Annotated in this window: 9 protein-coding genes; 7 read left to right on the top strand and 2 right to left on the bottom strand. The window is 64.4% G+C overall.

Going from position 1 to position 15,648, the window contains the following annotated elements; all coding sequences use genetic code 11:
* Positions 1-195 precede the first annotated feature (195 nt).
* Both QZY44_RS16250 and QZY44_RS16245 read left to right on the top strand, forming a co-directional pair.
* The gene (locus tag QZY44_RS16250) at positions 196-1,434 is read left to right on the top strand and encodes a PrpF domain-containing protein (RefSeq protein ID WP_295448295.1); all 1,239 of its coding nucleotides are present in this window, start codon (positions 196-198) and stop codon (positions 1,432-1,434) included.
* Between the two features lie 336 nt (positions 1,435-1,770).
* Complete coding sequence (locus QZY44_RS16245) at positions 1,771-2,868, top strand: AI-2E family transporter (protein WP_295448293.1); 1,098 nt, start codon at positions 1,771-1,773, stop codon at positions 2,866-2,868.
* A gap of 2 nt (positions 2,869-2,870) precedes the next feature.
* Here QZY44_RS16245 and QZY44_RS16240 read toward each other — a convergent pair whose 3' ends face one another.
* Positions 2,871-4,925 carry a fused MFS/spermidine synthase gene (locus tag QZY44_RS16240; RefSeq protein ID WP_295448291.1) on the bottom strand — a complete coding sequence of 685 codons (2,055 nt, stop codon included), beginning with the start codon at positions 4,923-4,925 and terminating at the stop codon, positions 2,871-2,873.
* Between the two features lie 310 nt (positions 4,926-5,235).
* Between QZY44_RS16240 and QZY44_RS16235 the strand changes: the two genes are divergently transcribed.
* Both QZY44_RS16235 and QZY44_RS16230 read left to right on the top strand, forming a co-directional pair.
* A complete protein-coding gene (locus QZY44_RS16235; RefSeq protein ID WP_295448290.1) occupies positions 5,236-6,618 on the top strand; it encodes a C1 family peptidase in 1,383 nt (460 codons plus the stop codon).
* Between the two features lie 39 nt (positions 6,619-6,657).
* The gene (locus QZY44_RS16230) at positions 6,658-6,945 is read left to right on the top strand and encodes a hypothetical protein (protein WP_295448287.1); all 288 of its coding nucleotides are present in this window, start codon (positions 6,658-6,660) and stop codon (positions 6,943-6,945) included.
* 44 nt (positions 6,946-6,989) lie between these two features.
* Here the strand turns inward: QZY44_RS16230 and QZY44_RS16225 are convergent, their stop codons facing one another.
* Positions 6,990-7,931, bottom strand: a complete 942-nt coding sequence (locus QZY44_RS16225) for a 2OG-Fe(II) oxygenase family protein (protein WP_295448284.1) — start codon at positions 7,929-7,931, stop codon at positions 6,990-6,992.
* A 342-nt stretch (positions 7,932-8,273) separates the two neighbouring features.
* Between QZY44_RS16225 and QZY44_RS16220 the strand changes: the two genes are divergently transcribed.
* From QZY44_RS16220 to QZY44_RS16210, 3 genes are all read left to right on the top strand, one after another.
* Complete coding sequence (locus tag QZY44_RS16220; RefSeq protein WP_295448281.1) at positions 8,274-12,374, top strand: translocation/assembly module TamB domain-containing protein; 4,101 nt, start codon at positions 8,274-8,276, stop codon at positions 12,372-12,374.
* Between the two features lie 87 nt (positions 12,375-12,461).
* On the top strand, positions 12,462-13,352 hold the full coding sequence (locus tag QZY44_RS16215) for an Rpn family recombination-promoting nuclease/putative transposase (RefSeq protein ID WP_295448279.1): 891 nt from the start codon (positions 12,462-12,464) through the stop codon (positions 13,350-13,352).
* Positions 13,353-13,639: 287 nt separating this feature from the next.
* Positions 13,640-15,648, top strand: a 2,009-nt coding sequence (locus tag QZY44_RS16210) for an SBBP repeat-containing protein (protein WP_295448277.1), incomplete at its 3' end; no start/stop codon positions are given.

Below are 15,648 nucleotides of genomic sequence, written 5' to 3'. Positions count from 1 at the left end.
GATCGCCCAGGTCTGCCGTCGCCACTTCTTCGCGTGCCCAGTTGTTCATGCTCCCCTCCGGTGGGTTGGTGATCCTGCCATCTTAGGCGCCGCGAGGAGTTCGTGCTTGGATCAGAACCACTTATGTATAAGGTTGAGCGCAGAGCATGGGAACGAGATGATCGCTGGAAGTAGACCGAAAGAGGTTCACCACCGATGAGCAGATTCGACACGAACAATGAGCAGATGATTTTTCCGGTGACGATCATCAGAGGAGGCACCAGCCGGGGCTTATTCTTTTTGGCTGATGAAATCCCGGAGATGGGGCATGGCCAGGAGCAGTTCTTGGCAGCCGTCATGGGTAAGCCCGACCCGCTTGAAGTGGACGGTTTGGGTGGCGGGCAGTTCTGGAATTCAAAGGTCGCAATTGTGGGCCGGTCACGGCGCGGCGATGCGGATATCGACTACACCTTTGTTCAGGTGGAGCCGCTGACCGACACGCTCGACTATAATTCCAATTGCGGTAATGTCTCAGCCGGGGTTCCCCTGTTTGCGCTCGACAGAGGGCTGATGACCCTGCCGGATGGGCAACACGAAGTACGGATCTGGAATACGAACACCCAGAAGCTGCTCTATGCGGAATTGACCATAAAGAACAACCAGGCCTTGGTGGCCGGCGATTATGTCATATCCGGGATTCCGGGTAGCGGTTCCAAGATATTCATGGACTTCCGGGACACAGTGGGAGCTGCAACAGGAAAGATGTTTCCTACCGGCAGGGTCAAGGACCGTGTCGTCATGGAAGACGGCACTGAGGTTTTCGTGACCATTTGCGACGTATCCAATATTGTCGTTTATGTTCATGCGAGCGCTGTCGGCTGCAGCGGACAGGAAACGCTTAATGAACTCAATGCCAGGCACGCGCTGTTCGATCGTTGCGCCGAGATCCGCGGCAAAGCGGCCATGTTGGCCGGGCTGGTTGATCGCTGGCAGGACGCCAGGGAATGGTTCTTGCCGCCGGTTTGCATGGTGACCGGACCCGAGACTTATACCGCGTCGGACGGTACGGTGATCGGGAGAGAGCAATGTGCATTGATCGGGAAACTGGTGGTTGCGCGAGGCATGCATCCGACTTTCATGGGCACCGGCTCCTGTTGTTTTGCCGCAGCGGCAGCGGTGCCGGGAACCATAGCAAATGATCTGCTTCGCGATAGGGACGTTGGGCCGACCTTCGTATTTGGTCATCCGGGTGGAGTCATGCCCATGGAGGTGGATGTGGTACTCAACGATCAATGCAACAGGATATCTTTCAAACGCCTGGGGTTCGGTCGAACGGCAAGGAAGATTGCCGAGTGTTCTGTTTATGTCAGGCCCGCGGTCATGGAGAATCTCAAGGTAAGCGTTGTCCTGCCTGAGTCGAAAATTGGCCTGCCGGGACAAGCCGCTTGCTCCTGAGTCGGCCGCCGGCCTTCGTGTCCTCAGATAGGGGCTTGCGTGGCTCAATCTGACGCCTTTGGGCCGATGCAGCCCGTAGGGGCGACGAAGGAACCGCAACAGCATTCGTTGTCTGGCTGCCACGATCCAGCGCGGGAGCAAGTCCCGACGCTCCGTGGCCAATCGGGCCGCTGGAGCGGCCAAGGTTGCACTCCCACGCAGGGCGTGGGAGCGAGATGAACGGCCTGCGGCGGGCAACAACTGCTTTTTTTAGGGTGACTGTCGGTCTCTGATCCATAGCTTTAGGGTTAACATTAGGCCCCCTGACACCGGCTGAAACCACGAGGACCCACCGCCATGTCGCCAGAAACCCCAGCCGACCGGCAGTTCATGGACCGGGCGATCGAGACCTTTATCCGCATCGTCCTGATCGCCATCCTGGCCGCCTGGTGCTTCGATATCGTGCGGCCCTTCATCGTGCCCTCCGTGTGGGGCCTGATCATCGCCATCGGCCTGCACCCGATCCATGGGCGTCTGCACGCCGTCCTGGGCGATCGGCCCGCGCTGGCCGCGATCCTGTTGTCCCTGGTGGCGTTCGCGACCCTGATCGTACCGGCGGTACTGCTCAGCGGGTCCGTGGTGGATGGTATCCACATCCTGATGGTGGACTATCGGGAGGGCGAACTCCAGGTCCCGTTGCCGCCGGATTGGGTGGCGGGTCTGCCCCTGGTGGGTGGGGCCGTTGACAGCTTCTGGCGGGAGGCCTCGCACAATCTGGCCGATGTCCTGCAACGAGCGCTGCCGGAGATCAAGATGGCCCTGCGCTGGCTGGGTGGGATGGCAGCCGGGGCGGGGATGGGGATCCTGCAATTCATCTTTGCCATCGCCATTGCCGGGGTGCTGCTCGCGCATGAGGGTGCCGCGAAACGGTCAACCCAGACCATTGCCCGGCGCCTCGCCGGGGCGCGGGGGGTAGAGTTCGCCGAACTGGCGACGGCGACCGTGCGCAGCGTCACCCGCGGCATCCTGGGCGTGGCCCTGATCCAGGCGGTCCTGGCGGGCCTGGGCTGGCTGGCGGTCGGGGTCCCGCTGGCGGGGCTTTGGGCGCTGTTGGCATTGCTATTGAGCGTAGTGCAGATTGGCATTCTTCCCGTTGCGCTGCCCATCCTGATCTACGTCTTTTTCCACAGCAGCACCCTGACCTTTGTGGTTTTCCTGATCTGGACCCTGTTTGTGGGCACCATCGACAATATCCTCAAACCCATCCTACTCGGCCGTGGAGTGGAGGTGCCGATGGCCGTGATCTTTGTCGGGGCCATCGGCGGTTTCCTCAGTTCCGGCATCATCGGGCTGTTCGTCGGTTCAGTGGTGCTGGTGCTGGGTTACAAACTGTTCGTGGTCTGGCTCGCAGAGCGGCCGGAGCCGCCGGCCGCGCCCGCGGAACCGGCGCCCTGAGCCTATTTTAGTATCTGGAACAGGTTGTTGAAGTCATCCGTCCAGGCCGTGAGCCCGGGGATGGGCGCGACGGGCGTCGCCGCCGCCCGGATGCCCGTGCGCTCCAGCACCTGCGGGTTGCGGGCCACCAGTATCCAGTCGGTGCGCCGCAGGCCGGGGCCGTCCGGGTCGTCGCGAATCAGTGCCGTGGAGAGTCCCTTGGTGCGGGCAATTTCCTGGACCACGGGCGGCAGCCACAGGAAGCGGTTGGTGACGTGGAAGGCGATGATGCCGTCAGCGTTGAGGTGGCGCAGATACAGATCCATCGCCTGTGCCGTGATCAGGTGGACCGGGACCGAGTCTCCGGAGAAGGCGTCGACTGCCAGCACGTCGAACCCCTGGGGCGCCTCACGTTCCAGGGTGAGGCGCGCGTCGCCTAAGGCCGTCTCGATCTGCGCCTTGCTCTCGTTCATGAAGCTGAACTCGCTGCGCGCGAGCTCCAGCACCTGCGGATTGATCTCGTAGAAGCGGTAGACATCGCCCGGCCGCCCGTAGACGGCGAGGGTACCGGCCCCGAGCCCGATCAGACCCACCCGCTTGCCCGCGGTGCCGGCGATGGCCCGTCCGATCCCGGAGGTGGGGCCATAGTAGGTCGTCGGCAGCAGATGGCGGTCGGGGGCCAGGAACTGCTCACCGTGTTTGATGGAGCCGTGATAGAGCTGACGCACATCGTCGCGCGCGTCTTTGCGATGGACGTCCACGCTCTGTAGGTTGCCGTAGAAGTTGCGCGTGAGGCGGCGGGTGTCCGCCAGGTCGTCCGCCACCTGGACATAGAGGAAGTAGCCGCACAGGACCGCCAGGACGGCGGCCGTGGCGCTGCCCAAGGCGCCGACCGGCCGCCTGGCGTTCGGGGACGGGCGCAGGACGGCCATCGCCAATAGGGCGGTGATGATGAGTCCGATACCCAGTTCATAGTAGGCCGGCAGGATGCGCGGGGCGATCAGACCGACCGTGATGCCGCCGAGCGCGCCGCCCAGTGACAACATGAGATAGAAACGGGTCAGGTAGCGAGGCCCGGGGCGCCGACGCGCCAGCTCCCCATGCAGGAACATGCAGAAGAAGAACAGGCCCACCGCATAGAGCGGGATGGCGACCTTAATGTTGACCCCGATGGCGCTGTCCTGGAGCCCGTAGGCACAGACCAGCAGCAGGACCGCGGTCACCGGCAGGAAAGCCGCGCGCCGGTACCAGCGGTCGCTCTCGAAACAGAGCACGAAGGTCAAGAGATAAATGGACAGCGGCAGCAGCCACAGGAAGGGGATCGCCGCCACGTTTTGGGTGATGTGGTTGGTGATGGCCACCAGCAGCCAGGAGCCCATGGCCGAGAGACCGAGCCACAGCAGGTAGTCGCGGGTCTGCGGGTCCCAATCGCCCTCGGGCTCATGGGATACGGCATGGGCCGCGGGCGGCAGCCGGTGCGTGTGCTGCAGGAAGTACCAGGCCGAGCCGGCGCAGGACAGGGCGAACAGGACAAAGACACCGGACCAGACGTAGGCCTGGGTGACGAGCCGCGCGTGCGGCTCGATCAGGAAGGGGTAGCTCATCAGGGCCAGCAGCGAGGCCAGGTTGGAGAGCGAGAAATAGCGGTAGACGTGGATGCCGATCACGCTGCGCGCGACCCAGGACTGGAGCAGCGGGCCGGTGGTCGACAGCATGAAGTAGGGCAGTCCGATGGTGGCGATCAGCAGGCCCAGGATCCACAGTGTCGGGTCCGCCTCACCCGTGGGCTTCCATTGGGGGCCCGCCAGGATCGGCAGCATGGCGAGGCTCGCCGCGAGCAGTGCCACATGGACCTGCACCTGACGGCGCGGTGGCAGGCGGCGCGACAGCCAGTCCGCGTAGGCGTAGCCGGCGAGCAGCGTCACCTGGAAGAAGACCATGCAGACCGACCACACCGCCGCCGAGCCGCCGAACCACGGCAGGATCTGCTTGGCGATCAGGGGCTGGACCAGGAACAGCAGGAATGAACTGGAGAAAATCGTGCCCGCGAAGAGGATCTTTGAACCTGGGGTATGCATGGGGTCGCTGGCTCCTTGGAAACTTGGGCCGGCGTACCTGGCATGGCGCCTAACCCCGTCGACAGTGGTGCGTAGGCGATTAGCCTAGCCTAAATGGCCGCGTGGCGGCAAATGGTGCGGGCGGGGCGGGGTTGTCGCCGTGCTCTTGCTCCCGCTCGGGGTGCGCATGCAGTATCCTACCCTGGCGCTCCGGCAATCCCGCCTGGCCAAGCGCCCGCCGTGCGAACCGACTCCCGCTAGCGCGGCCGGGCCGCAGCCGGAAAGTGCCGACCAAGACCAATCCTTTTTCGCTTATAAGAGACCTGTCACGATGGGAATTTTGTCCGAAATGTTCAAGCTGGTGGCGGCCGATGGCGTCGTTCGTAGCGTCATCGGTTACCAACGCTCCCAACCCAAGGACGGTACCCAGACCTACGACAAGGCGAGCGCCGGGCTCAACAAGCTGCCGGCCAAGGTCGACCTGCGCCCCCAGATGACCAGCATCGAGGATCAGGGCCAGACCAACAGTTGTACCGCCAACGCGACGGCCGGTGCCTTCGAGTATTTGTTCAAGCGCCACCAGGGCGTTAATCAGGACGTCAGCCGGCTCTATATCTATTACAACGCCCGCTATGTTGACGACCCGGACCAGATCGCAGATGAAGGCGCGACCATCTCGAACGTGATCGAGGGCCTCAAGCAATACGGGGCCTGTACTGAGAAGACCTGGACCTTCGATGAGGCGTCGGTCAATGCCGAACCTGAACCGGGAGCCTATGACGAAGGCGCCTGCTTCATGGTCGAAAACGCCAAGCTGGTTCCGGTCGAACTCGCGGCTTGGAAGACGGCCTTGGCCGCCGGGAATCCGATCATTTTCGGGCTCGAGCTCTTCGATTCATTCGACAAGCACCGCAAGCCCGGCCTGGTCCCCACGCCATCCGGAGCAGAGGCCGCGCGGGGGACCCACGCGGGCCATGCGATGCTCTGCGTGGGGTACTCCGATCCCGATGAGGTCTTCATCGTGCGCAATTCCTGGGGTACGGCCTGGGGCGATCAGGGCTATTGCTATATTCCCTATCGTTACCTGATGAGCCCGGAGTATAACGATGGTGACTGCTGGATCATCGAGCGGATCGATGAGTTGCCGCGGGACGAGGAGTCCTGGAGCGACGATGTTGAGTCCGTACTCGAAGAGGCCTCGCACGCGCTCGCGGCGATGGATGAGGATAGCTACGGGAATTTCCTCGCAGCGATGGGCGCATGCCCGTTCGAGCAGCGCCTCGCGCTGATATTTCTGACCGCCGTTGGCGCCGACGGTGAGGTGAGCGACGAAGAACTGGACGTCGTCAAGCAATACCTGGAGCCCGTGATCGAGGTGACCGGAGGCAACCGCAATGCGGCCGGCATCCTCAAGCAGGCGCGGCGCTTGCTTGGTGATGAGGCTCTGCTGGAGGAGTCGATGGATCTACTCTGGGAATGGTTCGATTACGACGTCCTGGCCAGTATCACCAACCAGATTGAGGAGGCCGCCGCGGCCGATGGCATCGAGACCGGGGAGCGTGAATTCATCGACGCACTCATCGAGCGCTGGCAGGCCCCCGCGGAGGATGGAGAGGCCGCGGACAATGAGGAAGAAGAGGAAGAAGAGGAGGAAGACGATGACGAGGATCACGAGGATGACGAGGATGAAGACGAAGAGGATGCCAAGAAATAGGCATCGGCCCCTACCCATCCACTGATTCGAGGTACTGGGATGCCGTTTGCCATCATCATCAATAGTATCGTCTGTAGTATAGGCGCCATCCTGGGGTTGTTCTTCGCCGCCGGGAGTATCATCAGCATCGCCAATATGAAGGTCCCCTGGGTGGGGGCGCTGCTGATTGCCGCCCTCCTCATTCCAGTCACGTTCGTGGTCTCGGGGGTCGGCGCCTGGCTCGCGAATGGCTATGGCGCGAGCCAGGTCGTGACCGGGCTGATTGCGCTGCCGTGGATCTACGCAGTGTGCTTTGTCGTAGTCATGGTGGTGTCCCTGAAGGCATAGTCATCGGGGCTTCGGGGACTCGCAAGACGAGCCGCAAAGCCCTGCTAGAGCGGAAGGAAGGCTACTCGGCTAAAGACCGCCAGCGGCGACTGATCGGTTTGTTGCAGCGGCGCCATGGCGAGGCTCAACCGTTGCCACTGTGCCACATCAAAGTCCTCGACATAGAGTTGTGCGGCCCATTGGGCCAAGGCGATGGCAACCCCGGCGGCGCAGTCCGTCGGCGGTGGTGCAGCGAGACCGGTAGCAGCACGGTAGCCATCGCGGATGACAGGGTCCGGCAGGCCCCAGCGCTGGAGTGCGGTGGCGACGATCAGTGCCCGGTAGGTCTGTTCTTCCGGGAGTGATCCTTCGGCTGTGCTGCGGTCCGCGTCCAGGAGCCGTGTGAGTTCGCCGAACTGTCTGTGTGCGAACAGGGTCTGCACCGCGACGGCCAGTTCCGCGGTATTTCCCATATGCCAAAAGTTGAATACGAAGGTCTGCCTAAGCCGCGTCGTTTCAGTCACCGAGTGATAGGAGCCCTGGTGCATGACGAAGCCGAATGCGCTGTTGAACCGCGGGGGCGCACTGGCACAGACCCGGCTGCCGGCCTCGTCATCATGCGCCTGCAGGACGCCGCCGTCCGCTGGCTGCCACTGGCGGCTGAATTGCATCACAAGGCGGGCAGTCTCCCATCCCACCAATGGCCGATCGGTGTGGACCCCGATCTGCGCGCCGGGTGCCATGATCTGCGCGGTGGCTGCAACCCGCGCGGTAAGCGGCTGGCCGGTCAGGGTGCGCATGCGCTCGGCAAGCGCGGCGAGAAAGGCCGGGGCCAACCGGTCGGTCGCGTCGCAATTGCGGACCTCGTAGAACGAGCCGCCGTGCGCCAGCCAGGGCAGGTCCTGGGCGAAGACGCCCTCCAGGTGGGCGCAGTCGGCCGGTGAAAAGGCCGGCTCGACGGTGAAAAAGGGGTAGGGGTGTCCATGGTGGGTGGGGTTGGTGAGCAAGGATATCTCTCCGTAGCGGCTTGTGAAATAAAGTTATTCGCGCAATGGCCGGCCCTTGCAGGAGTGGATAGCTCAATGTCTGATACCCTGGCAGGGTAGTCCCGAGGTGGGGCTGTGGCAAGCGGTCGAGGCTTACCGTGAAAGTCAGGCCGGGACCCGGTGGGAGCGGCTTTAGCCGCGACGCGACCTCGCAAGCTGGCGTGCCTCGTCGCGGTTAAAGCCGCTCCCACGGGGACTTTCATCGGTTATCCTTTCTTCTGACAGGGGGTCGCGGCTTATCGACCGGCCCTTCTGCGTTCATCCACCGCAACTGACTCTTTATGACTGACCACGGCGCCACCGATGACCCAGGACACTGAGGAACCCGTCGACTCAGCCTCGCCGTCGCCTGAAGCGGCCGCGGCCGAAACCACCGCCCCGCCCGGTCGGCGCCGCCGCCATCCAGTCGTCCGTGTCCTGCGCCTGCTGGGCCTGACCGCGCTCAAAGCGCTGCTGCTGGTGTTCGTCCTGCTGGGGTTTCTGCTCGGCACCCAGACCGGCCTGCGCACGGCGCTCACGCTGGCGGCCGAATTGGCCCCTGGCGTGCTCCAAGTGGGCCAGGCGGATGGGCGGGTCCTGGGGCGGCTGCACCTGGAGTCCGTGGCGATCAAGTTGGTCGACCTGGACCTGCACCTGGGCCGCGTGGATCTCGACTGGTCGCCACTGGCGGCCGTCACCGGCACGCTGCGTATCGCCCGGATCGCGGCCAGCGATATCGAGGTGGTGACAACCCCCAGCGAGGCCGCCGAGTTCACCCTCATCACCTTGCCACAGATCGTGCTGCCCCTGGAGGTCGAGGTCGGGGAGGCCGTGGTGGAGAACCTGCGGGTCCTGCAACGCGGGGCCGCGCAGCCCCTCTTCGTGCTGGAACGGGGCACCCTGGCGGCGCGGCTGACGGGCAGCGAACTGGATCTGGCCGCGCTGGAGCTGGTCCTGCCGGAATCCCGGCTGACGGCCAAGGTTGCGGGTCAGGCGCAACTGGCTGACAAGTATCCGCTGGACCTGAAGCTGGACTGGAACCTGACGCAGCTGCCGAAGGTTAAGATCCACGGCGTTGGGTACCTCAAAGGGGATCTGGCCCGGCTGACTGTCGCGTCCGACCTGACCGGCTCGGTCGAACTCGGGTTGGAGGCCCATCTGGATGACGTGCTGGGGCGCCCGCGCTGGGACGCCGTGGTGCAGATCAATGAGGTCCGCGTGCCCGATTTCCAGGCGGACGCCCCGCAGATGGCGGTGCGCGGCCGGCTCGAGACCCATGGAGATCTCAACGCGTCCACCCTCACCGGCAACCTGGACGGCACGGCCCCGAACCGCGCGGATTTCGGCCATCTCCAGGTGGCCCTGGATGCCGGGTGGCAGGACCAGCGGCTCGATTTGCGTACCCTGACCTTGACTGAATCGGTCTCAGGGGCGCGGTTCAACGCCAAGGGTGGGCTGGACCTCAAGGCCAGCCCGGGGACCTTCAACATGGCGGGCGACTGGGAGCGGCTGCGCTGGCCGCTTACCGGCGACCTGCTCGCTACGGCGCCCCAGGGGCGGTTTGACGCCTCAGGTACCTTCGATGCCTATGACTACAGCCTCGCCTGGGGGGTTGCGGGCCCCGCCTTTCCGACGGTTGACCTGACGCTGAAGGGCCAAGGGGACGCCAAGGGGACGCGGATCGCGGCCCTTAAACTCGTCACTCTGGACGGCAGTGTCGATGCGTCTGGGGCACTCACCTGGGCGCCGGACCTGGCCTGGGACTTCAAGGTACGGGGCCAGGACCTGAACCCGGTCAAGCTCGCGCCCGGCGTTGCCGATCGGATCTTTCTCACCCTGGCCACCAAGGGCGCTCCAGCCGGGTTCGGCTATGACCTGATGCTGAGCTCTCAGGGGCCCGGGCTGCCCCCGGCGCGCCTGGCGGTGGGCGGCAAGGGCGATGCAAAGGGGACCGAGGTCCAGTCGTTGCGCCTGGACATCCTCAAGGGCCGAATCGAGGGGCGCGGCCGCGCCACCTGGGCCCCGGGGGTGACATGGGAGGCGGACCTGACAGCGACCGGCATCGACCCCGGGTCCTATGCCCCCGCGTGGCCGGGGCGCATCGACGGGCGACTCACGAGCAGCGGCACCTTGGAAGCCAAGGGACCGAATCTGACCGCGGCGATCGAGGGGTTGCAGGGGACCCTGCGCGGCTATCCCATCTCCGCCGCGGGTAGGCTGCGGATGGCGGAAGGGACGATCCGCGTCGAGGGGCTGACCGCGTCTTCGGGTCCCAGCACCGCGCGGGTGGATGGTGTGATCGCGCAGACCCTGGACCTGCGCTTCGACCTCGCCTCGCCGGATCTCGCGAGTCTGCTGCCGGGGGCCAAAGGGAGCTTCCAGGCCAAGGGCCAGGTGCAAGGGGAGGCCAAGGCGCCGACGCTCGGCCTGGAGCTCAACGCCCGGGATGCGGAGTTCAACGGCCAGGGGATCGCGGGCTTGAGCGGCTCGCTGAACCTGGGGCTCGGCCCCGCGGCACCCTTGCGCATCCAATTGGACGGTCGGGGGCTCGCGGTCGGGGGGCTGCGTTGGGAGACGCTCCAGGTGCGTGGGGATGGGAGTCTGCCGCGCCATCGTCTGAGCCTCGCGGCCATCGGTGAGCCACTGACGGTCCGGCTGGAGGCAGCGGGTGGGCTCGCGACGACTGCCCCCCTGAGCGCGTACCAGGGGACCCTGAGCCGGTTGGACCTGGACAGTCAGGGCTACGGCAACTGGCGTTTGCAGAGGCCCATGCCGCTGCGCCTGGCCGGACCCAAGGTGGCGGCGGGCCCATTGTGTTTGCGCGACGCCCAGGGTTCCGGTGGCTGTGTCGGGTTTGAGCAGACGGACATCGGTCAGTGGTCGGCGAACATCGACCTGGCCCCCCTGGGGGCCGAGCTGATCCAGGGGCTGCTGCCGCAGACTATGACCGCGCAGGGTGCCGCCCGGGTCAAGGGGGGCTTTGCGGCCAAGGGACCGGTCTTGACCGGCAGCCTCGTGGCGGAGGTCCCGCAGGGGCTCTTGCGGCTGGTGGTGGCGGGTGGCCGGTCAGAGGAGCTGGACTTCTCGCGGACGCGTCTGACGCTGGACTCCGGCACCAGTGGGATGCGGGCGCGGCTCGACCTGCCGCTCAAGGGTCTGGGCCAGCTCGGCGGTTCGGTGGACCTGCCGGGCTGGCGGCTGGACGCCCCGGCGCGTCCGGGGCAGCCCCTGGGCGGCGCGATCCATGGAAACATCACTGGGCTCGCGCGGGTCTCCAACCTGGTCCCGGACCTGACCGGGGTGACCGGTGCGCTGGCCCTGGATTTCGCGCTCGGCGGTACCCTGGGTCGGCCCGGGGTCAAGGGGCAGGGGACCCTGCGCGGTTTCGGCGCCGAGGCGCCTTTGACCGGTACCAAGATTGCCAACCTGGACCTGACGGTCACGGCGCCGACCCTGGAGCGGCTGACCATCCAGGGTCAGGGTGGCGTCGGCGGACGCCTGCTCACCATGGCCGGTGAGGCCCGCACCGGGGCCGACGGTTTCAGCGGAGCATTGCGGATCGCGGGTGACCGGCTCAAGGTGGCCGATACCAAGGAGTATTTTGTCCTGCTCTCACCCGCGATCAACGTCAACCTGAGCCCTCAGGGCGCCCAGGTGCGGGGCGAGATCGCCGTCCCTGAGGCACGTATCCGGCCGCGCAAGATCCCGGCCGGGGCCATCCTGCCGTCGCCGGACGTGGTGTTGGTCGACCAGGCCGGGCCGCGCTCGCCGCCCTTCCCGGTGGACATCGACCTGCGTCTTAAATTGGGCAACAACGTGACCATCGACGCCTTCGGGGTACGCGGGCAGCTGATCGGTGACCTGCGGGTCCTGCAGGCCCCGGGCCAGGAGATGCTGGGGGACGGCCAGCTGGCGATCGTGGATGGGACCTACAGGTTCAACCCGGGGGTCGGGTTGGGCACCGACCTGATCCCGCTGCTGAGCGACTTGGGCACCGAGCTGGGCGCGCCACTCACGATTACCCAGGGGCGGTTGGTCTATGCCAGGAGCCCCATCGGCAATCCCGGTCTGCTGCTCCTGGCGCAGCGCGAGAGCGGTAACCTGAGCGCCGGGGTGCGGGTGGTCGGTACCCTGCGCAACTCCAAGCTCGCCTTCTTCTCCGAGAGTGACCCGGGCATGAATCAGGCGGACATCACCAAGTATCTGTTGACCGGTGTTGCGCCCAGCGGCGAGGCGGGCCAGGGCGGACAGGCGCTCTCCGTCGGGACCTATGTGGCACCCAAGCTCTATATGGAATATGTGAGCGGCACCGGCGACACCAAAGACGCGGTCAAGCTCCGCTATGAGCTCAGCCGCAGCATTGAACTCCAGACCGAGACCGGGAACACCCCGGGCGGGGATATATTCTATAAGTTCGAGCGTTGAGCGGTCTGATGAGGTAGAGGACATGATACAAGCGAAGCGAAAACGGCAGAATGGCAGCCGCATGATTCACCGGGCGGGATCGCCGTCATGACCCGCCCCCGCCGCCTGATCAGCTTCGACTGGGCGATGAAGCGCCTGTTGCGCAGCAAGGCCTATTTCGGAATTCTCGAAGGGTTCTTGACTGAGCTGCTGCGCGAGGAGATCCAGGTCCTGGAGGTCCTGGACAGTGAGAGCAACAAGGATACCGCCCTCGACAAGCAGAACCGGGTGGACTTGAAGGCGCGCAATGCCGGCGGCGAGATCATCCTGATCGAGGTGCAATACCAGCGCCAGTTCGATTACTTGCAGCGCATTCTGCACAGCACAGCGCGCACCCTGGTGGAAAACCTTCAGGAGGGGCAGCCCTATGGCGAGGTGGTCAAGGTCATCTCCGTCAGTATCCTGTATTTCGACCTGGGTCAGGGCGAGGATTATGTCTATCACGGTGCCACCCGCTTCATCGGCCTGCACTGTCACGATGAACTGCGATTGAGTGAGGCACAGCAGGACCTGTATCGGCGCCACGAGCCGCACGCGCTGTTCCCGGAATATTATCTGATCAAGGTCAACCAGTTCGACGACGTGGCCCGCGACTGCCTGGATGAATGGATCTATTTTCTCAAGCACGAGGAGGTGCCAGATGGCTTCCGGGCACGGGGCCTGCAAGATGCCAAGGAGCAATTGGATATCCTGCGACTGCCGGAGGCGGAGCGGCTTGCCTATGAGCGCTATCAGGACGATTTGCACCAGCAGGCGAGTATGGTGCAATCCTCTTATGGTTGGGGCATGCACCAGGGCCGCAAAGAAGGTCAACAGCAGGAGCGGCTGCGCATTGCCCGCAGTCTGCTGGACCTGATCGCCGACGACCAGGTGATGGCGGAGAAGACCGGTCTGAGTGTGTTCGAGGTGCGGGGCTTGCGGGAGCGGTGCAATCCATAGTGGCGTCGACGGGGAGCGAACCAAGATAAATTCGGCGAAACACCCGTGACCCGACTATCTTTAACTTTATGCGTGTCGGGTCTCGATTGTCGTCCCGGCCGCAAGGACGCAGGAGGTCGAAGTGTTGGCCGGTCGGTAGCGCTTTATCCAGCCCTTACAGGACCCTTGGGCGAGTGCGGACATGACGATCAAGGTCGTGCGTTCCGGACTGAGCGGCGGCGACAGGGGCGGTCACGGACCCACGACGGGCATTCACCGCCGCCCGATGCTCGAAAAGGGGATGGTCGATGAACGGCTTGATGGATGCATCCTGCACGCTCCACACCTGGCCCACGCTGGCCGGGTTAATTCTGGCAATCGCAACCGGTGCGGCGGCCTTCGACGTCGGAGCCGAGAGCGTGGCCCCCACGCCGGGCAGGCCTGACGCCGGTGCGCTCGGGTCGCGTCATTCCGGCTGGACCCCGGAATCCAGCGCCATGGATGGCAAGCCCTCAGCCTTAAAGCACTCGCCGAACAAGGAAGAACAATCAGCCACCAACCGGCCGCCGCCACCGTCCGCCAACCCCGCCGCCACGGCACGCATCCAGCAGCGCTACGGCCGCCTGCCCATGCACTTCGAGCCCAACCAGGGCCAGAGCGCCGACGAGGTCCGCTACCTCGCCCGCGGTGCCGGCTACAGCCTCTTCCTCACCGACACCGAGGCGGTGCTGGTCCTGCGCAAGGCAGTGGCGGAGGCTTCCAGCCCGCCGGAAGTCGCCCCCCTCGCGCTCCTCTCTCTCCACCGCGCCATCGCGCCCTTCTCATTCCAAGGCTCCAGCGCCCCCTTCTCGTTCCAACGCTCCATCGTTGGAATGCCGTCTTGGCCGCTCCGGCGGCCCGAGGCGCTACGCGACGCTAGAGCGTGGCTGGAGCGAGGGAGCCAGAGTGAGGCCGCCGTGGTCCGCATGCGCCTCACGGGCGCCACCCACAACCCAGCCCCGGCCATCGCGGGCCTCGAGCGTCAGCGCGGCATCAGCAACTATATCCTCGGCAACGACCCCGCCAAATGGCGCAGCTCCGTCCCCCATTACGCCAAGGTCCAATACGACCAGGTCTATCCCGGCATCGATCTGGTCTACTACGGCAACCCCCAGCAGTTGGAATATGACCTGGTGGTCGCCCCCGGTGCCGACCCGGGTCAGATCCGCTTGAGCTTCGAGGGTGTCGATGGGATGCGCATCGACGGCGAGGGGAACCTGGTGCTCGCGATGGCGGGTGGGGAGATTGTGCAGCAAGCGCCCCGCGTCATACAATTGGTGGAGGGGCGAGAGCGGGCGGTCGCGGGGCGCTATGTCTTGCTGGAACGTGGGAATATCGGCGGGGTGGCACGGGGCGGTGATGTTGGAATGGCGGATACGGATGGGGAGCGGGCTGTAGGGTTTGTGATTGCGGCCTATGACTCTGACCGAGCGTTGGTCATCGATCCGGTGCTCGCCTATTCGACCTTCCTGGGCGGTAGTGGCGCCGGCAGCTCCAGTATGACTTTTGAGCACGGATCGAGCATCGCCGTGGACAGCGCCGGTAACGCTTATGTTACGGGAGAAACAGACAGCGCCGACTTCCCGACCAAGAATGCGCCCTACCCACAGCATGCACCCTACGCGAATCCGTGGGACAACTGCGACGCTTTTATTGTCAAACTCAATCCCCAGGGGACCGCACTCGTTTATTCTACTTACCTGGGTGGCAGCGGTGTAGATAGAGGGAGGGCTATCGCCGTGGACGGCGCTGGCAGCGCCTATGTGACGGGATACACCTTGTCCAGCGACTTCCCCACGCAGAACGCACTTTATCCGAACCTAAGGGGTGGCGATACATTCATCTTTAAGCTCAACGCTCAGGGAAGTGCTCCAGTGTACTCCACTTACCTGGGCGGCAGCTCCTTTGATGTAGGGAGCGCTATCGCAGTGGACAGTGCTGGCAGCGCCTACGTGACGGGATTCACCGGCTCTAGCGATTTTCCCACGCAGAACGCACTTTATGCGAATCTGAGGGGTAGCAGAGATGCATTCATCTTTAAGCTCAATTCTCAGGGAAGTGCTCCAGTTTACTCTACTTACCTGGGCGGCAGCTCCGATGATGAAGGGAATGCTATCGCCGTGGACGGCGCTGGCAGCGCCTATGTGACGGGATACACCTCGTCCAGCGACTTCCCCACGCAGAACGCAATTTATCCCAACCAGGTGGGTTGGGAAGATGCATTCATCTTTAAGCTCAATGCTCAGGGAAGTGCTCCAGTCTACTCCACTTACCTGGG

The organism is uncultured Thiodictyon sp. (assembly GCA_903837595.1).
In the GTDB taxonomy this organism is placed as follows: Bacteria; Pseudomonadota; Gammaproteobacteria; order Chromatiales; family Chromatiaceae; genus Thiodictyon.
This window is presented reverse-complemented; position numbering and strand designations above follow the sequence as displayed.